This window comes from Streptomyces misionensis, assembly GCF_007896895.1.
In the GTDB taxonomy this organism is placed as follows: Bacteria; Actinomycetota; Actinomycetes; order Streptomycetales; family Streptomycetaceae; genus Streptomyces; species Streptomyces misionensis_A.
Genome location: NZ_VOGW01000087.1, coordinates 157,561 through 181,169, shown reverse-complemented (window position 1 = coordinate 181,169; position 23,609 = coordinate 157,561). Strand labels below are relative to the sequence as shown.

22 protein-coding genes are annotated in these 23,609 nt (G+C 73.7%); 14 read left to right on the top strand and 8 right to left on the bottom strand.

Annotated features, from left to right (window positions below; genetic code table 11):
- The first annotated feature begins 207 nt into the window (after window positions 1-207).
- Together FRZ03_RS15625 and FRZ03_RS15620 are read left to right on the top strand one after the other, a co-directional pair.
- Window positions 208-1,992: an N-acetylglutaminylglutamine amidotransferase gene (locus FRZ03_RS15625; protein ID WP_146465749.1), complete on the top strand. Its 1,785-nt coding sequence runs from the start codon at window positions 208-210 to the stop codon at window positions 1,990-1,992.
- A 476-nt stretch (window positions 1,993-2,468) separates the two neighbouring features.
- Window positions 2,469-4,673: a prolyl oligopeptidase family serine peptidase gene (locus FRZ03_RS15620; protein WP_398660404.1), complete on the top strand. Its 2,205-nt coding sequence runs from the start codon at window positions 2,469-2,471 to the stop codon at window positions 4,671-4,673.
- 79 nt (window positions 4,674-4,752) lie between these two features.
- Here the strand turns inward: FRZ03_RS15620 and FRZ03_RS15615 are convergent, their stop codons facing one another.
- The 3 genes from FRZ03_RS15615 to FRZ03_RS15605 all read right to left on the bottom strand — a co-directional run bounded on the left by FRZ03_RS15615 (window position 4,753) and on the right by FRZ03_RS15605 (window position 8,800).
- Window positions 4,753-6,501: a SpoIIE family protein phosphatase gene (locus FRZ03_RS15615; RefSeq protein ID WP_146465831.1), complete on the bottom strand. Its 1,749-nt coding sequence runs from the start codon at window positions 6,499-6,501 to the stop codon at window positions 4,753-4,755.
- Between the two features lie 474 nt (window positions 6,502-6,975).
- A complete protein-coding gene (locus tag FRZ03_RS15610) occupies window positions 6,976-7,830 on the bottom strand; it encodes a dioxygenase family protein (RefSeq protein ID WP_146465747.1) in 855 nt (284 codons plus the stop codon).
- Between the two features lie 34 nt (window positions 7,831-7,864).
- Window positions 7,865-8,800 (bottom strand): helix-turn-helix transcriptional regulator, encoded by a 936-nt coding sequence (locus FRZ03_RS15605; RefSeq protein ID WP_146465746.1) that lies wholly within the window; start codon window positions 8,798-8,800, stop codon window positions 7,865-7,867.
- Between the two features lie 105 nt (window positions 8,801-8,905).
- Between FRZ03_RS15605 and FRZ03_RS15600 the strand changes: the two genes are divergently transcribed.
- Together FRZ03_RS15600 and FRZ03_RS15595 are read left to right on the top strand one after the other, a co-directional pair.
- Complete coding sequence (locus FRZ03_RS15600) at window positions 8,906-9,928, top strand: LysR family transcriptional regulator (protein WP_146465745.1); 1,023 nt, start codon at window positions 8,906-8,908, stop codon at window positions 9,926-9,928.
- Window positions 9,929-9,996: 68 nt separating this feature from the next.
- Window positions 9,997-11,355, top strand: coding sequence for a carbohydrate-binding protein (locus FRZ03_RS15595; RefSeq protein WP_146465744.1), 1,359 nt, complete (start codon window positions 9,997-9,999; stop codon window positions 11,353-11,355).
- 160 nt (window positions 11,356-11,515) lie between these two features.
- On the opposite strand, the gene FRZ03_RS15590 is transcribed toward FRZ03_RS15595, so the two are convergent.
- Window positions 11,516-12,238: an SMI1/KNR4 family protein gene (locus FRZ03_RS15590; protein WP_146465743.1), complete on the bottom strand. Its 723-nt coding sequence runs from the start codon at window positions 12,236-12,238 to the stop codon at window positions 11,516-11,518.
- Window positions 12,239-12,440: 202 nt separating this feature from the next.
- Between FRZ03_RS15590 and FRZ03_RS39125 the strand changes: the two genes are divergently transcribed.
- The 5 genes from FRZ03_RS39125 (at window position 12,441) to FRZ03_RS39780 (ending at window position 15,959) form a co-directional block, all read left to right on the top strand.
- Window positions 12,441-12,608, top strand: coding sequence for a hypothetical protein (locus FRZ03_RS39125; RefSeq protein ID WP_186785436.1), 168 nt, complete (start codon window positions 12,441-12,443; stop codon window positions 12,606-12,608).
- A 123-nt stretch (window positions 12,609-12,731) separates the two neighbouring features.
- The gene (locus tag FRZ03_RS15585; protein ID WP_146465742.1) at window positions 12,732-13,892 is read left to right on the top strand and encodes an acyl-CoA dehydrogenase family protein; all 1,161 of its coding nucleotides are present in this window, start codon (window positions 12,732-12,734) and stop codon (window positions 13,890-13,892) included.
- Window positions 13,889-14,743, top strand: coding sequence for a phosphate/phosphite/phosphonate ABC transporter substrate-binding protein (locus tag FRZ03_RS15580; protein WP_146465741.1), 855 nt, complete (start codon window positions 13,889-13,891; stop codon window positions 14,741-14,743). The genes FRZ03_RS15585 and FRZ03_RS15580 overlap by 4 nt, the downstream gene beginning before the upstream one ends.
- Window positions 14,740-15,276, top strand: coding sequence for a sulfurtransferase TusA family protein (locus FRZ03_RS39785; RefSeq protein ID WP_222443379.1), 537 nt, complete (start codon window positions 14,740-14,742; stop codon window positions 15,274-15,276). Before FRZ03_RS15580 ends, FRZ03_RS39785 begins: the two co-directional genes overlap by 4 nt.
- A complete protein-coding gene (locus tag FRZ03_RS39780) occupies window positions 15,276-15,959 on the top strand; it encodes a ferritin-like domain-containing protein (protein WP_222443378.1) in 684 nt (227 codons plus the stop codon). The genes FRZ03_RS39785 and FRZ03_RS39780 overlap by 1 nt, the downstream gene beginning before the upstream one ends.
- 398 nt (window positions 15,960-16,357) lie before the next feature.
- Here FRZ03_RS39780 and FRZ03_RS15570 read toward each other — a convergent pair whose 3' ends face one another.
- The gene (locus FRZ03_RS15570; RefSeq protein ID WP_146465740.1) at window positions 16,358-16,819 is read right to left on the bottom strand and encodes a pyridoxamine 5'-phosphate oxidase family protein; all 462 of its coding nucleotides are present in this window, start codon (window positions 16,817-16,819) and stop codon (window positions 16,358-16,360) included.
- A 291-nt stretch (window positions 16,820-17,110) separates the two neighbouring features.
- On the opposite strand from FRZ03_RS15570, the gene FRZ03_RS15565 reads away from it, so the two are divergent.
- Both FRZ03_RS15565 and FRZ03_RS15560 read left to right on the top strand, forming a co-directional pair.
- Window positions 17,111-17,500, top strand: a complete 390-nt coding sequence (locus FRZ03_RS15565) for a hypothetical protein (protein WP_261399101.1) — start codon at window positions 17,111-17,113, stop codon at window positions 17,498-17,500.
- Between the two features lie 71 nt (window positions 17,501-17,571).
- A complete protein-coding gene (locus tag FRZ03_RS15560) occupies window positions 17,572-18,072 on the top strand; it encodes a GNAT family N-acetyltransferase (protein ID WP_146465739.1) in 501 nt (166 codons plus the stop codon).
- 68 nt (window positions 18,073-18,140) lie between these two features.
- Here FRZ03_RS15560 and FRZ03_RS15555 read toward each other — a convergent pair whose 3' ends face one another.
- From FRZ03_RS15555 to FRZ03_RS15545, 3 genes are all read right to left on the bottom strand, one after another.
- A complete protein-coding gene (locus FRZ03_RS15555; RefSeq protein ID WP_146465738.1) occupies window positions 18,141-19,016 on the bottom strand; it encodes an alpha/beta fold hydrolase in 876 nt (291 codons plus the stop codon).
- A 315-nt stretch (window positions 19,017-19,331) separates the two neighbouring features.
- A complete protein-coding gene (locus FRZ03_RS15550; protein WP_146465737.1) occupies window positions 19,332-19,994 on the bottom strand; it encodes a DUF4230 domain-containing protein in 663 nt (220 codons plus the stop codon).
- A gap of 259 nt (window positions 19,995-20,253) precedes the next feature.
- The gene (locus FRZ03_RS15545) at window positions 20,254-20,640 is read right to left on the bottom strand and encodes a nuclear transport factor 2 family protein (RefSeq protein ID WP_146465736.1); all 387 of its coding nucleotides are present in this window, start codon (window positions 20,638-20,640) and stop codon (window positions 20,254-20,256) included.
- A gap of 129 nt (window positions 20,641-20,769) precedes the next feature.
- Between FRZ03_RS15545 and FRZ03_RS15540 the strand changes: the two genes are divergently transcribed.
- From FRZ03_RS15540 to FRZ03_RS15530, 3 genes are all read left to right on the top strand, one after another.
- Entirely contained in the window at window positions 20,770-21,429 is a 660-nt protein-coding gene (locus FRZ03_RS15540; RefSeq protein WP_146465735.1) for a TetR/AcrR family transcriptional regulator, read from the top strand.
- Window positions 21,430-21,619: 190 nt separating this feature from the next.
- Window positions 21,620-23,131, top strand: coding sequence for a carotenoid oxygenase family protein (locus FRZ03_RS15535; RefSeq protein WP_146465734.1), 1,512 nt, complete (start codon window positions 21,620-21,622; stop codon window positions 23,129-23,131).
- A 150-nt stretch (window positions 23,132-23,281) separates the two neighbouring features.
- Window positions 23,282-23,609 (top strand): helix-turn-helix domain-containing protein (locus FRZ03_RS15530; protein WP_261399098.1); only part of this gene is annotated, 328 nt, incomplete at its 3' end.

Here is a 23,609-nt window from a genome sequence, read left to right as displayed (position 1 = left end):
GCCGGTGGGTGATCTTCAGGCGCCGGTGGCCGAGCGCGGCCGGCCCCGGCGACCACGGTCCGGGGCCGTCGGGGCCGCGGGGGGCGGGCCGGTCGGTCATGCGTTCGACGGCCGGCTGCCGGACCTCGCCGCTGAGCCCGCACATCAGGCGCTCACCCCCTGCGTGGCGGCAGCCGGTGCTGCCGCCACGCAGGGGGTGAGCGCCTGATGTGCGGGCTCAGCGGCGAGATCCGGTTCGACGGCCGGCTGCCGGACCTCGCCGCCGTCGAACGCATGACCGACCGGCTCGCTCCCCGTGGCCCCGACGGCCGCGGACTGTGGTCGCAGGGGCCGGCCGCGCTCGGCCACCGGCGCTTGAAGATCATCGACCTGACGGACAACGGCGCGCAGCCGATGGCCGACCCCCGCGCGCGGCTCGTCGGCGTGTTCAACGGGTGTGTCTACAACTACCGTGAACTGCGCCACGAGCTGGTCTCCCGGGGCCATGAGTTCTACTCCGACTCCGACACCGAGGTGGTGCTGAAGGCGTACCTGGAGTGGGGCGCCTCGTGCGTCGAACACTTCGTCGGCATGTTCGCCTTCGTGATCGTCGAGCAGGCGACCGGCAGAGTGGTCCTGGGCCGCGACCGGCTGGGCATCAAGCCGCTGTACCTGGTGGAATCGCCCGGACGGCTGCGGTTCGCCTCGTCGCTCCCCGCGCTGCTGACGGCCGGCGGGGTGGACACCTCCCTCGACCCGGCCGCACTGCACCACTACTTCAGCTGGCACGCGACCGTGCCCGCGCCCCGCACCGTGCTCAACGGCGTGCGCAAGCTGCCGCCGGCCACCGTGCGCGTCGTCGAGGCGGATGGCACGTACCGCGACCACTGCTACTGGCAGCCGGTCTACACCCGCCGCCCCGAGCACGCCGGCCTGACCGCGCGGGACTGGACGGACGCGGTCCTCGGGGCGCTGCGCACGGCCGTGCGGCGCCGGATGGTCGCCGACGTACCGGTGGGCGTGCTGCTGTCGGGCGGCCTGGACTCCAGTCTCATCGTGGCGCTGCTGGCCGACGAGGGGCAGTGCGACCTGGCCACCTTCAGCGTCGGCTTCGAGTCCGAGGCCGGGGAGGACGGCGACGAGTTCCACTACTCCGACCTGATGGCGCGGCGCTTCGGCACCGACCACCACCAGCTGATAGTGCCCTCCGACCGGGTCTCGCAGGCCCTGGACGGAGCCGTCCAGGCCATGAGCGAGCCCATGATGAGCCACGACGTGGTCGCCTTCCACCTCCTGTCCGAGCAGGTGGCCAAGGAGGTCAAGGTCGTGCAGAGCGGCCAGGGCGCCGACGAGGTCTTCGCCGGCTACCACTGGTACCCGCAGATGGCGCGCGTGCCCCGGCACCGGGCGGCCGACGCGTACGCCGAGACGTACTTCGACCGCCCGCACGCCGACCTCGCGCGCATGCTGGACCCCTCCGTGCTGCCCGGCCACGACGTCTCCGGCGACTTCGTGCGCGAGCACATGGCCGCGCCGGGCGCCGAGACCGCCCTGGACGCGGACCTGCGGCTGGACACCCACGTGATGATGGTCGACGACCCGGTCAAACGGGTCGACAACATGACCATGGACTGGGGCCTGGAGGCCCGCGTGCCGTTCCTCGACCACGAGCTGGTCGAGCTGGCCGCCGCCTGCCCGCCCGGACTCAAGCTGGCGGACGGCGGAAAGGGCGTCCTGAAGGCGGCGGGCCGCCGGATCCTGCCGCGGGAGGTCGTCGACCGGCCCAAGGGCTACTTCCCCGTCCCGGCGATCAAGCACATGGCGTCGCCGGTGCTGCAACGCGTCCGCGAGGCCCTCTGCGCCCCCGAGGCGCGGGCCCGCGGGCTCTACCGCCAGGGCTACGTCGACGAACTGCTCGCCGCGCCGGACGTCCACCGCACCAAGCGCGGGGCGAACGCGCTGTGGCAGGCCGCCTTGCTGGAAATATGGCTGCAGACCCACGGAATCCGCTGACCGGCGCCCCCTCCTTCCCACCGCGCCCGGCCGGGGACGCGGGGAAGGACGTGCGGGCCGACCCGCCGGGCGACGCGCCCCGGCGCCCGCCCCCCGACCGGTCCGGGGGCGCGGCGGACGCCCCACGGGCGGGCCGGGGAGACGCGGCGGACCTGACGGACCGCTCCGAGCCCGGCCGGCCCGAGGACGCCGCCGGTGCCGAGCGCTGGCCCCGCTCGGGAGCCGACCGGACCCGCGGCACGCAGGCCCGCACAGGAACCGGCCGCCCCCGCGGAACACGGCCGAAGGACCCCACCCGCGGAGTACGGGCCCCCGAGGGCGAGCCGCGCTCCGGAGCCGCCCCCGCGGCCCCCGGGCGGAGCGGCGGGCCGGCGCCCGCGGCCGGCCCGCGACGACCGGCAGGGGCGGAGCAAGGGGCGGAGCGGCCGGGCGCCCCGTCGCCGCGGCGCAGCCGCCCGCTCTCCTACGAGGGGCCGGTGGACCTGCCGGGGCCCGGCACGGAGCGCGCGGCGACCAGCGACGAGCTCTCCGGGCCCGCGGGGTCCGGCGAGGCACACGCCGCGCCGGAAACCCTGGCCGTACCCGACGCCGCCGTGTCGCTCGACGACGTTCCCCGGGTGCTCGTCTCGCACGGCTGCTGGTACCCCTCGGTCGATCCGGGCGGGCGGCGTGTCGCGTTCATCTGCGACCGGGGCGGGGTGCCGCAGCTGTGGGAGGGACCGGTCGACGGTGACGACGTGCACCTGCTGGACGCGGAGCCGGACCCGGTGACCGAGGTGGCCTGGTCGCCCGACGGACGGTGGATCGCGTACACGACGGCGCCGGGGGGCAGCGAGCACACACGGGTGCTGTGCGTGCGCCCCGACGGCACGGGGCGGCGGGTCCTGGCGGGCGGCGAGCCGGGCAGTTCGGCGTACCTCGGCTGCTGGGCGCGCGACGGTTCCGCGCTCGCCGTGACGGTCGCCGAGGCCCCGGCGCGCCTTCCACCTCCCGGCGCGGAGGCGGGCGCCGGGAGCACCGCCGAGCAGAGCGGTGCGCTCGGTCCCGGCATGGGCGCCCCCTCGCCCCTCCCGCCCGTCTCCGGCGCCGCCGAGGCGGTCCATCCGGAGGGCTGGACCGTGCGGGACGGCCGCGCCACCCTCCTGGGCGCGCCGTCCGTCCCCGCGCCGCCCACCGGTCACGTCGGCACCGTCCCGGCCGCCGCGGACCACGAAGCGGCCGAATCCGCGCCGAGGACGCTGTCGGCGTACCTCGTCGACCCCGACGGCTCGGCCGCCCCCGTCCTGGTGGCGAGCGAACGGGAGGCCGCGACCCTGCGCGTGTGCGACATCAGCAGGGACGGGCGGCTGGCGCTGGTGCGCCGGGGACCGCGGGCCAGGCGGGAGGCCCTGGTCGTGCGCATCCGGGACCAGTGGGTCACCTGCGCGTTGCGGGTCGCCGACGGCGACCCGTGGATCGGCGCGTTCGCGCCGGACGCCCGCACGCTGTGGCTGCGCAGCGACCACGAACGCGAGCACGCCGCCCTGTACGCCGTCGCCCTGGACCCCCGGGGAGGACGGACCGGTCTGACGGTGGCCGCCCAACGCGACGGCAGCGGCCTGGAGCTGCTGACCCTGGACCGCGACGGACGGGGCGCCGTGCTGTCCTGGAACGTGCGCGGCGTCAGCGAGCTGGAGGTGACCCCGCTGGCACCCGGGACGGCCCTCGACCGGTCCCGAGCCGTGCCGCTCCCGCACGAGGTGGTCACCCGCGTGGCCGTCACCGCGGACCACGACGCGCCCGTGGCGGCGCTGTCCGGATCGCTGCGCCGGCCCGGCGTGTGGTGGCTGCCCCAGGGTGCCGCGCTGCGCACCCCGTGGTCCTCACGCGACGAGGACGTCGTCGCCCCCGGCGTCCACCGCCCCGTACGGCCGGTGCCGGTGCGCCCCCGCGCCCGGGACGGACTGGGCCTCGGCGGCTGGTACTACCGGGCGCCGGGCCGCTCACCGAGGGAGGCCGCGCCCTGCGTCCTGCATCTGCACGGTGGCCCGGAGGAACAGGAACGCCCGGTGTTCGATCCGCTCTACCACGAGTTGCTGGGCCGGGGACTGGACGTCTTCGCCCCCGATGTGCGCGGCTCCTCCGGGTACGGCCGCTCCTTCGTCGACGCGGATCTGGGCCGGGGCCGGTTCGCCGCGATCGACGATGTCGCCGACTGCGCGGCGCACGTCGTCGTGGCGGGTCTGGCCGACCCGCTCCGGCTGGCCGTGATGGGCCACTCCTACGGCGGCTACCTGGTGATGGCGTCCCTCGTGTGGCACCCGGAGCTGTTCCGTACCGGTGTCCCGGTGTGCGGCATGTCGAGCTTCGCGACGTTCTTCGCGGGCACCGAGCCGTGGCTGGCGCAGTCGGCCGCGCACAAGTACGGGCACCCGGAACGGGACCGGGAACTGCTGCACGCGCTGTCGCCGATGAGCCGCATCGACGAGCTGCGCGTGCCGGTGCTCGCCGTGCACGGCGAGCACGACACCAACGTGCCGCCCGGCGAGTCCGAGCAGTTCGTGCGGGCGGCCCGGGAGCGCGGAGTGGAGGCGGAACTCCTCGTCCTGCGCGACGAGGGCCACGACTTCCGGCGGGCGGACAACCGCCGCGCCTTCCGCCGGTCCGCCGCCGACTGGATCCAGCGCCATCTGACCGGCTGACGGCGCGGCCGCCCCCTTCACGGCCGTGCCCCCTCGTCACCAGGGCGGTCCTCGCCCTCGTGACGAGGCGGCGTACGGTTCACTCGCCGCCGGACGGGACCGGGCTGCCGCCCTGGCGCGCGGGTGTGCGCAGGGCGAGCAGGGCGACGTCGTCGAGGCCCGGCGGGCGGACCCGGCGCAGCAGCTGGTCGGTGAAGGACGGCAGCGGGCGGTGGGCGAGGGCGGCGGCGTGCCGGCGCAGCCGGCCGAGGCCGTCGTCCAGGGTTTGGCCGGGTTTCTCGACGAGGCCGTCGGTGTAGAGCACGAGGGTGCTGTCCGGCGGCAGGAGGACGGTGGCGTCGGGACGGCGGGTGCGCACCCCGGTCCCCAGCAGGAGCCCGTGGCCGTCGGTGAGGAAGTCGGCCAGTCCGTCCCGCGTGATGAGCAGGGGCGGGGGGTGGCCGGCGTTGGTCCAGGTCAGCTGCCACTGGCCGTCGTCGGTCCGGGTGACCCGGGCGAGGACGAGGGTGGCCATGTCGACGTCGGTGATCGGCATGATCGCCTCGTCGAGGCGATCGACGATCCGGCTGGGGGGATCCTGCTGGGCCCAGGCGTAGGCGCGCAGCATGTTGCGCAGCTGGGCCATGCCGGCGGCGGCCTCCAGATCGTGGCCGACGACGTCGCCGACGGCGAGCGCGGTGGCGCCGTCGGGCAGGGTGAAGGCGTCGTACCAGTCGCCGCCGACCTGCGAGGCGTCGGGGGCGGGCAGGTAGCGGACGGCCATCTGGAGCCCGGGCACCCGCGGCATCTGGGGCAGCAGATGGTTCTGCATGGTCTCGGCGACCTTGCGCTGGCGCTGGTAGAGGCGGGCGTTGTCCAGCGCCAGGCCGGCCCGGCGCGCTATGTCCTCCAGCAGGGGCAGGTCGGCGACGGTGAAGCTGCCCGGCTTGCCGGCGCGGCCGAGGGTGAGGGCTCCCAGGACGTCCCGGGTGCTGCGCAGGGGCACCATGGCCGCGGAGTGCAGACCGGCGCTCTCGAAAAGACGACGCTGCTCGGCCGTGATGCCGGAGTCCGGCGTGCCCCGGTAGGTGTCGGGGCCGGCCAGGGCGGAGGCGATGCCCCGCAGCGCCTTCGACAGGGGCATCAGGGACTCCTCCGGGACCGGCGGCATCGGCCCTTCGAGGTCCTCGTGGCGGATCAGGGTGTCGCCGTCGGCCTGGGCCACGACGGTGCGCCACACCTCGTCGCGTTCGGTGATCAGATCGATGACGGCCCAGTCCGCGAGGCGCGGCAGGACCAGGCCCACCAGCCGGCGCAGCGCCTCGTCGACGTCGAACGTGGACGTCAGCTGCGTCGTGGTGTCGGCGAGCAGGGCGAGCCGCTCGAAGTCGGTCAGCGTACCGGTGGCCTGCTCCGGACGCGTTCCCGCGCCGACGGCCGGCCGGCGCGGGTAGAAGACGACCAGGGTGCCGGCGCCCTGGTCACCGGCGTCGTACGGCGTGATCGTCCAGGAGACGGGGAGCAGGGAGCCGTCGGCGTGTTCGAAGTACTCGTCGCCGCCCTGGGCCGGGCACCCGGCGTGGAACGCCTGCCGCATGCCGCACTGTGTGGCGGGCAGCTGCTGGCCCTGCGGTCCGCGGTGCAGCAGGTCGTGCGCGTCCCGGCCGGCGAGTTCGGCGGCGGGGCGGCCCAGCAGCGCCTCGGCGCGGCTGTTGGCGGCGAGGACGCAGCCCTGCGCGTCCACGACGTAGGCTCCCGCCCCGATGGCGTCCAGTGCCGGGGCGAGGTGAGCGGAGGGCACCGCCGCGGCCTGCTTGCGCCCGGTCTGTGCGCACTCCGGTCCCACCATGGTCATGATCTCCCTTTCCGGTCCCGGCCGGCGGCCGTCGGGAGCAGCGCTCACGACGGTCTCCCCGAGGCCGGGTGCGTACCTCCACCTCGCCCGACTTCCCCCTGCCGGTCCGGACAACCCACCCGGCGAGCCGGCCCCGCCCCCAGTGGCTGCGTGTCGAACGCCTTGAGCAGACCGCGGACGAACGGAATCGCGATGAGCGACAGGAAGCCGAAGGTCGGTTGGACGGCACGTCAGCAGTCGGAGCGCCGTCTTGGGAGCCCTGGCCGTCGAGCGCAAGAACACGGTCGAAGACGCCGACGGCGCCCGCGGCCCAAGCCGCGGGCGCCGTCCCTGGTGGCGATCAGGCGCACGTACCCCGACGACGGCTGGGCCGTCGGGCTCGCGCTGCCCGAAGGGCGGGGCACCTGTCGGGCGGCCCCCGTGGCCCGGGCTACGCGCCGCCGGGCCGGCGGGTGCCGGGCCGTCCGCTCACGCCGCCCGCCACAGCGCCGGGACCACCGGCGGCTCCCAGCCCGGCTGGGCCGTGTGCGGCTGGAGGCAGACATAGGCGCGGCCGGCGTACGTGACCCGGTCCCCGGCCCGGTAGGCGACACCCACCGCCCAGGTCCCGTCCGGCGGGGTGGGGCCGGGGCTTGGGTCCTGCGGGACGTCGAGGACGAAGTCGAACGCCGCCTCCCGGCCGCCGCCCCCGTCGCGCACGGTCATCAGCAGCCGCGGATCGAAGATCGTGTCGGTGTTGTTGCGCGGCTCGTTCGGGAAGTACAGCTGCGTCGTCAGGACCGGCCGGCCCGGCGCCTGGAGCTTGACGTGGAGATGGCGGGTGCGCCCCGGGTAGAGGCCCGGCACGATGGTGGTGAGCGTGAAGGAGCCGCGGGAGTCGGTGAACTGGTGCCCGCGCAGCCGGAAGCCGGTGTTGTCGTAGGCGCCGTTGTCGTCGGCCTGCCAGAAGTCCAGCAGGACACCGGTCAGCGGCAGGCAGGCGCGGCCGAAGACATAGCCGGTCACGGTGAGCGGGGTGCCCGGCAGACCGGGTTCCAGGAGGCTGGTGCGCTGCGGTGAGTTCGGCTTGAAGTAGGGGCCTTCGATCTGCTCCGGGGTCGGGTGGTCGCCGTCGTCGCAGGAGGGGGTGAGTTCCGGTGCCGTACCGCTCGCCGCCGCGGCGCGGGCGAGGGCCGGTCCGCTCGCCATGGCCACGGGTATCGCGGCGGCGGCCGCGAGCGCCGCGCGCAGCACCGTCTTGCGGCGGACGAGCCGGGGGGCTCCCGGTTCGCGGTCGGCGCCCGGTTCGTTCGTGCCCGCGCCGTGCGTGCCTGATCCGTCCATGTCTCCTCCTTGTGGGGGGTGGCGGGCAATGAAACTAGGCGGACGCGGACGGCCCTTCGAGGGACGGATGGTGGCGGCTGTGGTGTTTTCGGAAGGCTCCGGGACTGTGGCCGGTCTCGCGCCGGAAGAACCGGCCGAAGTAGGCGGGGTCGCTGAACCCGGTGCGCGCGGCGACCTGCCGCACCGACAACTGGGTGTGCGCGAGCAGCTGTTGGGCCAGGTACACGCGCGCCTCGATGAGCAGCCGTCCCGGCGGGCGGCCGGTGGCGGCCCGCACCGCCTGGGTGAGGTATCCGGGCGTCACCCCCAGCCGGCCGGCGCACTCCTGCACGGTCCATCCCGCCGCCTCGGGGCGGCCGATCAGCCGTGCGAACGCCTCGGCCACGGCGGCGGTACGGCCCTGGGTGCCCGGCCCGGGTCCGTGGGCGTCGTGGCCCGGAAGCCGGGCGGCGCGTACGACGAGCACGTGGAGCAGGGCCCGCAGGACGCTTCCGTGTCCCGGGGCCCGCTGCCGGTGCTCCGCGACCAGTTCGTCGATCAGGCACCGGATCGACCGGTCGTGCTCGGCGTCCAACGCGAGCCGGCGCGACCCGAGTTCGCGTAAGACCGCGCGGTCGCCGGGATGGTCCACCAGGAAGTCGTCGGTGAACAGCACGAGTGACCCCTCGGGGCCCCGGCCGCCCTCCCAGTGGTGCACCTGGCCGGGCAGGATCACGGTCAGCTGCGGGGGGCGCACCGGCCACCGGGCGAGATCCACGACGTGGGTGCCCGAACCGGCGCGGACATGGACGATCTCGTAGAAGGTGTGCCGGTGCGGCCGGTCCCACCGGGACAGCGGCCCCACCTCCTCGAAGGAGCCCGCCGCGAAGGGCGGCGCGCCGGGCCCGGCCACCTCCAGCCGGTGCAGCGGCACGTCCCCCGGACGGGAGGGGCGGGCGGGGACCCCCGGTAAGACCGTGGTGCTGCGCATCGGTCGCACTCCTTCCTCGGGCACCGGTCCGGTCGGCACATCCGTTCCCGCTCTGGTCTGGACCAACCTCTTGCCCCTCGCCCTTGGGCACCGCAAGCTCCCCTCATGGAGCTGGAGTTGCGGCATCTGAAGACCATTCGGGCCATCGCGGAAGCGGGCAGCCTGACCAGGGCGGCCACGGCGCTGGGGCTCGCGCAGCCCGCCCTCAGCGCACAGCTGAGACGCATCGAACGGGCCCTGGGCGGCGTCCTGTTCGAACGCGGCCGGCACGGCGTGCGGACCACGGCCCTCGGCGAGCTGGTCCTGGAGCGCACCCGCATCGTGCTGCCCGCGGTGAGCGAACTCCAGCGGGAGGCCGCCCGGTTCGCCCGGGCCCAGGGGGAGGGGGAGCGGCTGCGGCTCGGCGGGACGCACGGGCCGCTGCTGGGCGCGCTGGTGGACCGGCTGGCCGACACCGCGCCCGGCACCACGGTGACCACCTGCGCCTCCTGGTCGGAACGGGAACTGGCGGAGATGCTGACCGAGGGGCGCCTGGACTTCGCGCTCGCGGGCACCTGCGGTTCCACCCCGCCGCCCGACTCCCCCCGGCTCGCCTGGGAGGAGATCGCCGTCGACCCGGTCTTCGTGATGCTCGCCGACGGCCACCGGCTGGCCCGCGGACGGGAGGTCGACCTGGCCGCGCTCGCCGGCGAGGAGTGGGCGTGCGTCCCCGGCGACGGCTGTTTCGCGGACTGCTTCACCGCCGCCTGCGCCCGGGCCGGCTTCACCCCCCGGCGCATGTACGAGACGGACACCGCGTCCTGTGTGCACCTGGTGCAAGTGGGCCGGGCGGTGGGCCTGTGCCGGGCCACCTTCCCGCCGACGCCCGGGCTGACCATCCGGCCGCTCACCGGCACGCCCCTGATGTGGCGGCACCTGCTGGGCTGGCACCCGGCCGGGCAGCGCCCGGACACCGCGGCCGCGGTGCTGGCCCGGGCCCGCGAGGCGCACGCGGGCGCGGCGGCGCGCAGCGACAGCTACGCGCGCTGGCTCGCCCAGCGCCGCCCGGTCCCGGGGGCCGCGGCCCACCCGGCGCACGCGACGGCTCCCGGCACGGGTTCCATATCGCCGGGGCAGGGGGTCGGTTGACGTCTTACGGGCCGTGGCGGGTCGTCCCTACGGTTTCGGCACCCCACCGAATCCGAGGAGATCTCCCCATGCTCCAACGACACCTCAGAGCCGCGTGCGCCGCCGTCGCGGCGGCGGGTGCCCTGCTCGTGGCCGGGCTCAGCGGCTCCGCGAGCGCCCAGCCGTCCCTCACCGCCGCCTCGCCGGCGGCGGCCGACAGCCTGCGCACCGCCGCGGCGCCGCCCGGCCTCCTCGCCGCGCTCCAGCGGGATCTCGGCCTGAACCGGCGGCAGGCGGACCGCCGGCTGGCCAACGAGGCCGAGGCGGGCGCCACCGCGGGCCGGCTGCGTGCGGCCGTGGGCGCGCACTTCGCGGGCGCCTGGGTGAGCGGCACCCTGTCGGACACACTGACCGTCGCCACGACGGACCCCGCCGACGCGCGAGCCATCCGGGCGCGGGGCGCCGACGCGGTCGTCGTGCGCCACTCCCTGGCCGCGCTGGACGCGGCCAGGGCGCGCGTGGACCGGGCCGCCGCGCACCACGGCACCGCCGACACCCCGGTCTGGTACGTGGACGTACGCACCAACACGCTGGTGGTGCGGGCGATACGGCCGGCCGCCGCCCGCCTGCTGCTCGCGGCGGCCGGCGTCGACGCCTCCCTCGCCCGGATCGTGAAGTCCGCCGAACGCCCCCGCCCGCTCGCCGACCTGCGGGGCGGCGACGCCTACTACATCGACAACAGCGCCCGCTGCTCGATCGGCTTCCCGGTGACCCGGGGCACCCAGCAGGGCTTCGCCACGGCCGGCCACTGCGGCCGCGCCGGCAGCACCACCACCGGCTCCGACCGGAGCGCGCAGGGCACGTTCCAGGCGTCGGTCTTCCCCGGCAACGACATGGCCTGGGTGGCCACCAACGCCAACTGGACGGCGACACCGTACGTCAACGGCTCCAGCCAGCAGGTCGCGGGGTCCGTGCAGGCCACGGTGGGCTCCTCCGTGTGCCGTTCCGGCTCCACCTCCGGCTGGCACTGCGGCACGGTGCAACAGCTCAACACGAGCGTGACGTACCAGGAGGGCACCGTCGCCGGTGTCACCCGCACCTCGGTGTGCGCGGAACCGGGCGACTCGGGCGGCTCGTTCATCTCCGGCAGCCAGGCACAGGGCGTCACCTCGGGCGGCTCGGGCGACTGCACGAGCGGCGGCACGACCTACTTCCAGCCGATCAACCCCATCCTCCAGAACTACGGCCTCACCCTGAAGACCGCCGCGTCCGGCCCCGGCGACCCGGGCGGCCCCGGCAACCCCGGCGGAACCTGGTCCGCGGGCACCGTCTACCAGGCGGGCGACACGGTGACGTACGGCGGTGCCACCTACCGCTGCCTCCAGACCCACCAGGCCCAGCCGGGCTGGGAGCCGCCGAACACACCGGCGCTGTGGCAGCGGGTGTGAGCGGCTGACCCGTCCCGGCCACCGTCCGCCGGGACGCCCCACCGGGCGTCTTCGACGGCGCCGGCGCCGGTGCCCACCGAGGGGGGAAGCTCCTTGGGCACCGGCGCCGGCCGACGAACCGGTCAGGGCCGTCGGCGCCGGTGCTCGACCGGGGCGGGCGTCAGCCGTTGAGCCAGTCGCCCGGGATCAGTTCGCGCACGCGGTCGAGATCGTCCGCCGTCCGGCCACGGGCCAGCAGGGCGGCGCCGTCGTCGACACGCAACAGGACGTCCTGGGCCAGGAACCACCGGGTCCCGTCCTCCTCGCCGACGGGGTACTCCGGGAACGGCAGCCGGACGGAGTCCGCCTCCAGCGACTCGTCGTCGTCGCCGTACAGGCCGAGGAAATCGCAGAGCTCTTCGTCGGCGTGCAGGGACTCGGACAGGACGATCTCGACGAAGCACAGGGAAAGACGCTCCAGCCAGTCCACCCACCGCTCGGCGCTCTTGTCGGCCAGGTCGAGCCGGACGAACACCGCGGGATCGTCGTCCTGAAGGCTGTCGAGAAGGATGCCCCAGGAGGCGGCTCCCTGGTTCTCGTGCCGGAAGACCAGAGCCTCCTTCGCCTCGTCGACGTACAACTCCGCCGGATCGAGCAGCCTGTCGTGGTTGCTGGTGAGTTCCCGTCGGCGCCCGAACAGCAGGTACGCCTCGCGCAACGCCGCGGGCAGCCTGAGCCCCAGCCGCTCCTCGGCGGCGTCGAGGTCGGCTTCCGTCCATCCGGCGGCGCCGTCCAGAGCCGTGCCGGTCCAGTGGGCGACGAAGCCCCGGATGAAGTCCCATGCGCCGCTGCGGCCCTCGACGCCCCTGGCGAGCGAAGCCGCAAGATCGAACGGTTGTGTCATGTCAGGACGATACCCGCGCCCACCACGGGTCTCCGCCGCCCGCCGGTCCGTGCGCACAGAGACCGCGCCCGTGCGCGGACGGTCAAGGCATCCGCCGAGCCGTGGACGGCGCGTCTCGCGTGGCCGCGACGCGCGGTCATATGACAGCGCGGCGGCTGATCCGGCGGCGACCACGCGCACGAACGGACCGCACGCGCCTCTCATGGCAGGGAGCGAGCAGCCGGGGATCGTCGAAGCGGTCCGCGCGAACCCGTGGCCCATGGTGGCCGACGGCCGCCTCCGGGCGTTTGTGTACGGCGTCGTCCTCATGGAGAGCGCGGAGCGGTCCCGGCAACTCCTGGCGGACGGCCGGGTGATGATGACCGTATGAGCCCACTGATGCTCTCCCGCACACGGGCGACCGCCTTTCCGGTCCGGCACGGCGCGCTTTCCGCCAAAGCGGATCAATGGGGTGGAAAGGTGGCATGAAACACCGACCGTGAAGGGGCCCACCATGCCGCAGCCCGCCCACTCCGCGCGGACACCGGACACCGTGCGAGATGTGGACGCCGTGATCCGCGACGTCGTCGAACCGCTCGCCGAACAAGTCGACCGGGAGGGCGCCTTCCCCCGGGACGGCGTACGGGCCCTGGCCGCCGCGGGCGGGCTGGGCCTGCTCAGCGCGCCGGAACTCGGTGGGGCCGGCGCGGATCTGCGGCAGGCGGCCGGTGTCGTCGAGCGGCTGGCCGGCGTCTGCGGCTCGACCGCCATGGTGCTGCTCATGCACTACGCCGCCGTGTCCGTCATCGAGGCGCACGGCCCGGAAACCGTGCGGCGGGCGATCGCCGAAGGACGGCACCTGAGCACCCTGGCCTTCTCGGAGAAGGGCTCACGCAGTCACTTCTGGGCGCCCGTGGGCACCGCCGAGCAGGACGGCACCGACGACGTTCTGCTGAACGCCCGTAAATCCTGGGTCACGTCGGCGGGTGAGGCCGACAGCTACGTCTGGTCGAGCCGCCCGCTGCGGGCCGCGGGCCCCATGACCCTCTGGCTCGTGCCCAGCGACAGCGCGGGCCTGGACGTGCACGGCGACTACGACGGATTCGGGCTGCGCGGCAACGCCTCCAGCCCGGTCGGCGCCAAGGACGTACGGGTCCCGAAGACGGCCCGACTGGCCGCGGACGGCGAAGGCCTCGCCACCGCCCTGGAGTTGGCGCTGCCCCGCTTCCTCGTGCTGAGCGCCGCCTTCTGCACGGGCGTGAGCGAGGCCCTCCTCGCCCTCGCCGCCGACCACCTGCGCACCACACACCTGGAGCACCTCCGGCAGCCCCTGGCCGAGCAGCCCCTGGCCCGCCGCGACTACGCCCTGCTGCGGCTGCGCGCCGACGCCGCCCGCGCCTTCCTCGACGACACCCTCGCCGCACTCGACACCGGCCGCCCCGACGCGACGATGCGGGTGTTGCAGGTCAAGGCACTGGCGGCCGAGACCGCCGCCGAGGTGGCGGACGGCGTCATGCGGCTGTGCGGAGGCAGCGCCTTCCGCCGCGAACTGGGAGTGGAACGCCGCTTCCGGGACGCGCTGGCGGCACGCGTGATGGCACCGACCACCGAGGCGCTCCACGACTTCTGCGGACGTGCCGGACTCGGCCTGCCGCTGTTCGAGGAGGCCCGGTGAACCCGCTGGTGCTGGGGGCCGTCGCCTACGACCCCAAAGTGGTGACCATCTGGTCCGGCTTCCGTACCTGGCTGCGGCGGCAGGGACTGCCCTTCGACTTCGTGCTCCACGCCCACTACGAGCGGCAGACCGAGGACCTGGTACGCGGGCGCATCGACGTGGCCTGGCAGTCGCCGCTGGCCTGGCTGCGCACCCGCCGGCTGGCCCGGGCGGCGGGCGTCGACGTCCGGCCGCTCGTCATGCGCGACACCGACCAGGACCTCACCTCGGTCGTCGTGGTCAGGGCCGACGCGCCCATCGCCACCGCCGCCGACCTGAAGGGCCACAGCGTCGCGGTGGGCGCCCTCGACTCGCCCCAGGCCACCCTGATCCCCCTGCACCACCTCGGCGAACTGGGAATCGACGCGGACACCGGGCTGCGGATCGAACGCCACGACACCGGCGTCGGACTGCACGGCGACCACATCGGCGGCGAACGGGACGCCGCCCACGCACTGGTGGCCGGCCGAGCCGCGGCGGCCTGCATGATCGACGCCAACCACCTCGCATTCACCCAGGACGGCACCCTGCCCCCGGACAGCACCCGGGTGCTCACCCGCACGGACCCCTACGACCACTGCGTGCTCGCCGCCGGTCCCGCGCTCGCCGCCGGCCCCGCCGAACTCCTGACCACCCTGCTGCTGTCGATGTCCTACGCCGACCCGGACGTGCGCCACCTGCTCGACCTGGAAGGACTCACCCGCTGGGTCCCCGCACGCGAGACCGGCTTCACACAACTGGAGGCCGCCGTCGACGCGACGGGCTTCTACGACCCGGACGGCCGGGTCACGGCCACCGGCTACCGGCCGTGACCGGCGCCGACCCGCGGCCCGCCGTCGTACCGCTGGACCTCGCCGGACTCGGCTTCGACCGAGGAGCGCACCTGCTGCTGCGCCGGGCGCTGCGCCAGGTGGCCCCCGGCCGGCGGGTCGCCGTGTCGGGCACACACCCGGAACTCCTGTCCCACCTGGCCGTCTGGTGCCGCCGCGAAGGCCACACGGTCACCGCCGCACCCGCCGGGCAAGCCCCCGTGCGCGCACACGTCCGCCGGGGCACCGCCGAGGGAGACCGCTGGGAGGGCGCCGAACGCGCCGGGAGCGCCGCAGCGGACGGCGTGGCCGACCACGCTCCGGCCCACTGGGGGCTGGCCGCGCGCGGCGCGCTCGTCGAGGCCGGCGGGCCTGAACTGCACTTCGCCGTCGCCGACCGCGACACCGCATGGACCGACCTGGCACCACGCCTGTACCGCCAGGCGACCGCCGCCCAATGGGACCCGCACACCGCGATCCCCTGGGACACGCCTCTCACCCTGCCCGACGACTCGAACAGGCCGTCGTGCAGGTGATGACCTACCTCGTGGAGAACGAACAAGCCGCCCTGGTCGTCCCCGGCCGGCTGCTGACCCAGGTGCACCCGCACTTCCGTGAGGTGCTGCAACTGCTCGCCGTCCAGGCCGCCGACGAAGCCCGGCACGTCGAGGTGTTCACCCGGCGAGCGCTGCTCCGAGGCGGCCGGATGGGCACCTCGTCGGTCGGCGGCCGGGCCTCCCTGGCGACCCTGCTCAGGGAGCCGGACTTCTCCATCGCCTCCTTCCTGCTGTCCGTGCTCGGCGAGGGCAGCTTCCTCAACCTCCTGGCCTTCCTCGAACGGCACGCCCCCGACCCCCTCACACACCGCATCAGCCGACTCGTCCGCCAGGACGAGGCACGCCACGTCGCGTTCGGCCTGGGCCACCTCGAACACCGCAGCACCGTCGACCCCCGCCTGCGCGGCAGACTGCGGGCCGCCGTGGAACGCCGCCATGAGGCCCTGATGCACACCGCCGGCCTGAACGCGGAAGTGTTCGACGCCCTGGTACTGCTCGCGGCGGGTTCCTGGCACCCGGAGGCGATCGAACGCGGCTGGCACGCGGTGCGGCGACTGCGCGCCGACATGGACGAAGGACGACGCCACCGGCTGTCCCGGCTGGGCTTCCCCGACGACGAGGCAGCGGCCCTCTCGGCCCTGCACACCCGCAATTTCATGTGACCGGCGCGCTGCGCACCGCCGCGGGAGGGTTCAACACCCGGGTGGCGAACCGGGCACGGATGCACGGCTGCCGCTTCGAAGCCGGCCGGGCCCCGGCTCTTGAAGCGGGTGGAGCAGCAGGACGACGCCGAGGCGTGGAAGGAGTCGGGACGCCGACTCGTCCCGGAGCACGACCTGGTGTCCCCGGCCGGTTTCGCGGCCCTGCCCCGGTGGTGCGCCTCGCTCCGCGCAACGCCGGGACGCGTGCCCTCGCCGGACGGACCAGCTCCGCGACGAAGAACTCCTGCCCCTGCGGGCCGCCATCGCGGACGAGCTTCCGAGCGCGGCCCGTTAGGGGTGTTCGGCGGCCCCGGACGCGGAGCGTGATCCGCGAGAGGCGTGTCGGCGAGGAAGGGCCGTCATCCCAGCCACTTCCCGTCGCGCATGATGACCCTCCCGCGTAGTTCCGGCACGCCCCGCCAAGCGCGCACGGTCCTCGGCACCACGCGTACGTACACGTACGCGTCTTCTTCCGCGCGCGGATCCCACCCGAATTTGACGGTGAACGCCTCCGCCGCGTCCGCGGGCACCTCCCGGTCCGGGAAGCACTGCGCCTCTCCTTGGAGGAGCACCACGTCGGAGGTGTCCGGCAACGCCAGGCGCACACGCGGCTCTTCGCGGACGTTGCGCACGGTCACGGACGTGGCGCCGGTGCACATCCACACGGCTCGCCCGTCCCACGAGAACCACAGCGGCACCTGGTGCGGCCCGTGCTCGGGGTGAGCCGTCGACACCCACACATCCCGCTCGGTACCGAGCCGCTCCAGAGTGTCGCGCATACGCTCCGCCGCCCGGCGGCGAACCATTCCCGTGGTCTCCATGAAGATCGACCCTAGCCAGCAGGCGCGAAGCGCGCCTGAGGCGCGGGACCTACTTCCAGCGACCGATGAACCCCCCGGCCTCCGGCCCGGGCGGCCGACTCGGGTGCAGTGGCCGCAAGTTGCCGGAAATCGGCAGAGTCCAACGGAGTTCTGCTGCCGGAAGCCGCCCCTCACACCCGGGTGCCCGGGTACGTACGCTCGTGGGCGCGGTCATTTCCGAGTTCTGCCACGGCGCGTCGATGGCGAGGACCGCCATATTCACCGTGGTTCGTTTCAGGAGGAACACCGATCATGCACGCCCATCTGACCACCGGCGACTGGTGGTTCATTTCGGCCGGAGTCACCGCCGTCTACATGGCCGGGATGTACTGGTGCATGCCGACATCGAAGTCGAAGCGGCGCACGCTTGCCGCGCCGCTGGTCGGCTGGGTGTTCCTGTTGCCCAATGCGACCGTGAAAGGCTATTCCGTCTCGCACACCCTGTATTTCTACAGTTGTGCCCTGGTGATGTTCATCATCATGCTGGCGCCGGTCAGGAAAAGAGTCGCCGCCGACATCGCGGAGCAGGAGGAGAAGCCTTGGGACAAGGTGCCTCTCAACACCTTTTCCCTGTACTGGTTGGCCGGCACGTTCACGGTGTGCACCGCGGGTATGGCCTGCCTCTGGCCGTTCCTTCAATAGCGGACGGCGACAGCGCCGCCGCCGAACGAAACCCGGGTGCCCTCGGCGCGCCGCCCGGGTAAAGTCGCGCCGTGCCCGAGCTGAAGCAACTGAATGCCGGCCATGCCCCGGCTGTGCTGGACTTCGAGCTGGCGAACCGCGCCTACTTCGCCGCCTCGGTCCCCGACCGGGGCGACGAGTACTACGACCGGTTCGCCGACCGGTACAGCGCCTTGCTGGCGGAGCAAGAGTCCGGAACATGCGCCTTCTACGTGCTGGTCGCCGAGGACGGCTCGGTGCTGGGCCGGTTCAACCTGTACGACCTCGAGGACGGCACTGCCGACCTCGGCTACCGGGTCGCCCAGCACGTCGCCGGGCGCGGCGTGGCGACCGCGACCGTCCGGGAGGTGTGCCGGCTGGCGGCGGCACGGCACGGACTGCGCACGCTGCGGGCGGCCGCCGCCCACGCCAATGTCGCGTCCCGGACGGTGCTGACCAAGGCCGGCTTCCTCCCGGTCGGCCCGGCGGACCCGGCCGACCTCGGCGGCAAGCCGGGCACCTGGTTCCGGCGCGACCTGACGCTCCGGCCGTAGCCCCGGCCTCGCCGGTGGACCGGCTGCGGACGGCCGCAACTCCGCTCGGAGGCGCCGTCCGCCCCGGATCAGGAACCGGCGGGCAAGAGCGCGGCGATGTCCCCCAGGACCCGGGCCGCCGGTGCCGGGGAGACCAGCCACTTCAGGTGGCTGCTGGTGAGCGTACGGACGTCGTAGGGGTTCTCCGGCGTCAGCGCGTCGCCCTCGCGGATCATCCGGTCCTGCATGGCGAGCGGGATGCTGGCGTCCTCGGTCAGCCGGACGTACGTCCTGGGGATCCGCCCCCAGGTGTCGGCTCGTGCCCGGTCGTCGGGCGTCCCGGCGTCGAGACTCTCGTCGGGCTGGAAGGTGTTGAGGAAGACCATGAACTCCTCGTCCGTCCCGTCGGCGAGGAAAGCCGCCTTGAAGGCCGCGAGGACGCCGGGGTCGGCGGTGCGGAAGTTGGCGCGCAGCAGCCCGAGTTCGGCGGGGCTGCCGACCATCGCGGAGGCCAGCCCCGTGGCGTCGACCGTCGCCATCTCCGGCTCGCCGTAGTAGGCGCTGACGTCGAGGTCGACGGGGCACCAGGCGGAGACGTAGACGAGGCGGTCGATCAGGTCGGGCCGCTGATCGGCCGCGACGGTGGCCGTCATGCCGCCCCGGCTGTGGGAGACGAGGACGACGGGACCGTTCCGCTTGGCCCGCTCCAGGATCCCGATGAGGTGCGCGGCGTTGTCGGCGAGCGTGACGCCCTTGACGGCCCCGGGCGCGGTGGCGAGCCCTTCGAGGTCCTGCGGCGCCTGATAGGCGCGCGGGTACGTCGCCGCGAACCCGTGCCCTGGCAGGTCGACGGCGACCGAGCGGTGTCCGAGAAGGCCGAGTTCGGCTTGGAGGGGTGCGAAGGAGAAGGAGTTGGCGAAGGCTCCGTGAACCAGTACGAACGTCGGCTGCACCTGTCTGCTCACTTTCTGGCCGCCGCGGCGTCGGCGGCACGCGATGCCCTTTCCGGCGGCGCGAACCGCCGCACGGCCGGGGCCGGTGCCTCACCGTAGTCAGTGAAAGATCATCCGCACCACCCGGACGAGCCCTTCCGCTTGTGCACATCGCTGCCCGCCCCGACGGCCGAACCAGGGAACACGGCTCGTCCGGGGCGCGCGGTCAGCAGAGCCTGTGCGTGAGTACGGAGCGCTGCGGGCCATTCGGTCCTCCAGTCGTCAACGACCCTGAGTGGGGGAGCGGTCAACCGCGCCGCCGGCGGGATGCCGGGCGTCGTGCGCGGATCAGGAACCGTAGGAGATGTGCACCTCCTTGAAGCCGAGGGAGTGCAGCAGGCCCTCCAGCATGTCCGTGGTGTTGGTCTCGGCCCGTGCGGTCAGTCCGCTGCTCCGGGCCGCCTCGCCGATGTGGGACACGGCGAGCTTCTGCACGGCGTGCTCGCTGTTGGGGTTGTCCGAGAACAGGTCGCCCAGGCGGTCGAGCAGCCCGCGCTGCTTGGAGACGGCGTAGGAATGGTCGGCGTCCAGGGCCGGCTCACCCAGTCGCGCGTGCGGGAGCCGCAGCGTGGCCGACGTACGGTCGTCGTTCACCGTCACGTCCTTGTCGCCGACCTCGCCGAGGTCCACGTACGCCTCCACGGTGCCGGCGCCGACGTACAGGGTGCGGGTGCCGCGCACCGCGTCCGGCAGGTACTTGGCGTCCTTCTCCAGGTCGACGACGACCTGGAAGCTGCCCGAGGCCGCGTCGTAACGGCTCATGTCCTTCACGGACTTGAGGAGAGCTGGGCCCGAGCGGTCGTGCGTCCGCGTGCCGAACAGATCCTTGATGCCCGGGAGCACCGTCAGCCCGATTCCGGCGAACAGCAGCGCGAGCACCAGCACGAAGGCGGTCACCGCCTTCGCCCAGCCGGGCATGCGTCTGGGCGGACGGGTGCGGGGAGTCGTCATCCGGCAGCCTCCTTCCTTGCTGTCCGGATGCCCAGCGAACCCCGTCACAGACACGAGAGTTGACGCGAGCGCCCGTCCGACGGAGGCGACGCGGACGGCCCGGAGCGCGTCGGCCAAGGGCTGCGACGCCCCCACCGGCCTCGGTCCGCCGGGCGGCCTGGCGTCCCTGCGCCGCTGACCACCGGCTGCGACGTCCCTCGCCGCGGCGCGCACAACCGGGCCCCGGGCACGGTCCTTCGTGCCCGGGGCCGGGTGCTGCTCAGACGAAGAACGCGTTCATGCCGGGGACATCGGACAGGTAGGTCTCGATGCTCGCGATCTTGCCGTCGCGCAGGCGGCAGACGGTGGAGAGGTACTCGTCGAGCCGTACCTCGCCCCGGCGGGCGGTGTTGTGCAGGGACAGGGCCATGTTCTCGCGGCTGACCAGGATGTGCAGCAGCTCGAAGCGGAGGCCGTAGGAGGCGATCTTCTTCGCCCGCTCCACGACCGCGTCGGCGCCGACCGCCGTACCGGAGATGGTGTTGTCACCGGGGAGCGTCCAGGTGGCGTCGTCGGTGAGCAGGCTGCGGATGCCCTCCCAGTCACCGGCGGTGAGATGGGCGTGGAACGTCTTGCCGAGCTGGTGCTGGACCTCGTACTGGGCCATCGGATCTTCCTTAGCGCGATAGAGCGATAGAGCGAGCGAAGCGGCGCCGCTTAAAGCGGCGATCTCCGCTTTAAGTGACTGTAGGCCCCTCGGTCCCTAAAGCGCAATTCAATGCTTTAAGATGGGGGCATGCCCGCCAAAAGCAAAGACAGCCGCCCCGGTGGCCGGAGCGCGCGCGTACGCACCGCCGTGCACCGGGCGACCGTGGACCTGGTGCAGGAAGTCGGGGCCGAGAAGGTCACCATCCCCGCGGTGGCGCGCCGTGCCGGCGTCAACCCCAGTTCCCTCTACCGCCGTTGGGGGACGGTCTCCGCCCTCCTGGCGGACGTGGCCGCCCGGCGCCAGGACGAGGGGACGCCGGAACTGCTCGGAGACCTGCGCAAGGACCTGGAACAGGCCGCTGTGTGGACGCTCACCGACCTGTCCCAGCCAGGAGGCGTCGCCTTCTTCCGCGCCGAAGTGGCACCGGACGTGGACGAGCGGCGCGCGGGATTGCGCGAGTGCCTGGAGCGGGTCAGCACCCGATTCCACGCCGCCCTGGAGGCCGCGGCCCGGCGGGGCGAGAGCGCGCCCCCGCTGGAGAGGGTGCTGGATCACGTGGTCGCGCCCCTCTATTTCCGGGTGGTGTTCTCGATCCCGGAAACGAACGAGGACTACGCACGCGGCCTCGTCGCCGAGTTGTGCGACGCCCGGAACGCCGCCCCCTCGACGCCGGGCACGGGCACGGACGCGGACTCGGGCACGGACGCGGACCCGGTCGTGAACGCGGGGCAGCCCGCCCTCGCGTAGGGCCGAGCGCCCCGCTCACGTCTCGGCGTCACGGGTGTGTGAGACCCGTCGTGCCCGGGGTGGTGTCAGCACCACCCCCGATTCGGGGCCTGGGCCAACTGCTCCACGGGCCGCCGCGGAGGAGGGTTGCTCCCGTCACCACGAGTCCGGCCGACGGCGCCGGGCACCGACACGGGAGCGGGGAAGCACGATGGCCAGTCACACACGGCGGAGACTCCTCAAGGGCGCCGCGGTCGCGGCAGCGGGAAGCGTGGTCGGGACCGGCCTCGGCCCCGGTTTCCTCACGGCTGCGGCGCAGGCGCGTCCCGCGACCGGGGGCAGCGGCATGGCCGGGGCGGCCCCCTTCCTGGAAGGGGCCTTCGCGCCGGTCACCGAGGAGTTGACCGCGTTCGACCTCGACGTGACCGGCCGCATTCCCCGCGACCTGGACGGTCGCTACCTGCGCAACGGTCCGAACCCGCTGCACCTGGAGGACGTCCGTGCTCACCACTGGATGCTCGGCGAGGGAATGGTGCACGGGGTCCGTCTCCGTGGCGGGCGCGCGGAGTGGTACCGCAACCGCTGGGTGCGTTCCTCGCAGGTCACGGCCAAGCTGGGGGAGACGTACCCGGGTCAGGCACCGCCGGACGACTTCGCGTGCAACACGCACGTGATCCCGTACAAGGGCCGCATCCTGGCCCTGCAGGAGAGCGGGCCGCTGCCGTACGAACTGGACGGCGAGCTCAACACGGTGCGCCCGTACGACTTCCGGTCCACCCTGGAAGGCGCCTTCACCGCGCACACCAAGTACGACGCGGCGGCCGACGAGCTGCACGCGATCGCGTACTACCCCACCTGGGACCATGTCCGGCACATCCTGATCGACCGGACCGGCCGGGTGGTGCGGACCACCCGGGTCGCCGTCGCGGACGCGCCGATGATGCACGACTTCGCGCTCACCGAGAAGTACGTGGTGATCGTGGACGTGCCGATCACGTTCGACGGCGCCGCCGCGGAGGCGGGTGCGATCGTGCCGTACGTGTGGAACGACCGGCACCCCATGCGGGTCGGGCTGCTGCCGCGCACCGGCGGCGCCACCCGCTGGTTCCAGATCGACCCGGTCTACTACTCGCACACCCTCAACGCCTATGACCAGGGCGACACGGTCGTCGTGGAGTACATCGGGTTCCCCGCGCCGTTCTACGCCGCCGGCCGCGGTATGGACGGCCCCTCCGCGACCGGCGTCCCGACGCTCGACCGCTGGACCATCGACCTGCGGACGGGCCGGCTCCGCAGCAGCCGCCTGGACGACCGTCCGCAGGAGTTCCCCCGCATCAACGAGGCCCTGGTCTCACGCCGGCACCGGTACGCCTACACCGCGAGCGCCGCCGAGATGTGGCGCGCGTACGAGACGGTCGACGGTGTGCCGCCGGACGAGAAGTTCACCAACTACCTGGTGAAGCACGACATGCTGCGCGGTGACCGGCAGCTCCACCGCTTCCCCAGGGACGCGGCGGTCAGCGAGCCGGTGTTCGTGCCGCGGCGCGGGGCGCGGGACGAGGACGACGGGTACGTGCTGTCCTACGTGAACGACCCCGACCGCGGCGCGACCGACCTGGTGATCCTCTCGGCCCAGGACTTCGCGGGCCACCCGCTGGCCCGGATCCACCTGCCCGGCCGGGTCCCGCTGGGCTTCCACGGCAACTGGATCGCGGACGCCTGACGCCGACCGGCCTCGGCTCATTGTTCTGCGCAGTGATGCACGAGCGCGAGGCAAGGCCACGGGTACGAGCGCACTCCGTACGCGATTCGTACGGTGAATGTGCGCTCTTCGTCCGGCTCGCGGCATAGGATGTCGGTCCGGAGGTGTGCCATGTCCGAGTTGTTCGACGCGGTCGACGCGCTGGTCGCGTCCCGGTCCCCGCTGCCGTCGGCGGAGGAGCGCAAGCGCCTGCGCACCGCGCACGGCCTGACGCTGGACGAAGTCGCCGCCGCGCTGAAGGTGCGCCGGGCGACGGTGTCGGGCTGGGAGTCGGTCAAGAAGACGACCGAGCCGCGCGGGCCGGAGCGCGAGGCGTACGCGCGGCTGCTGAACAAACTCGCGGAGCTCTACCCCGCCCCCGCTGCCGCCCCGGACACCCACATCCGACCTCACCGACCCCCTCCGCCCGCTCCGCGCCCCCCCGGGCCTCCCCACCCGG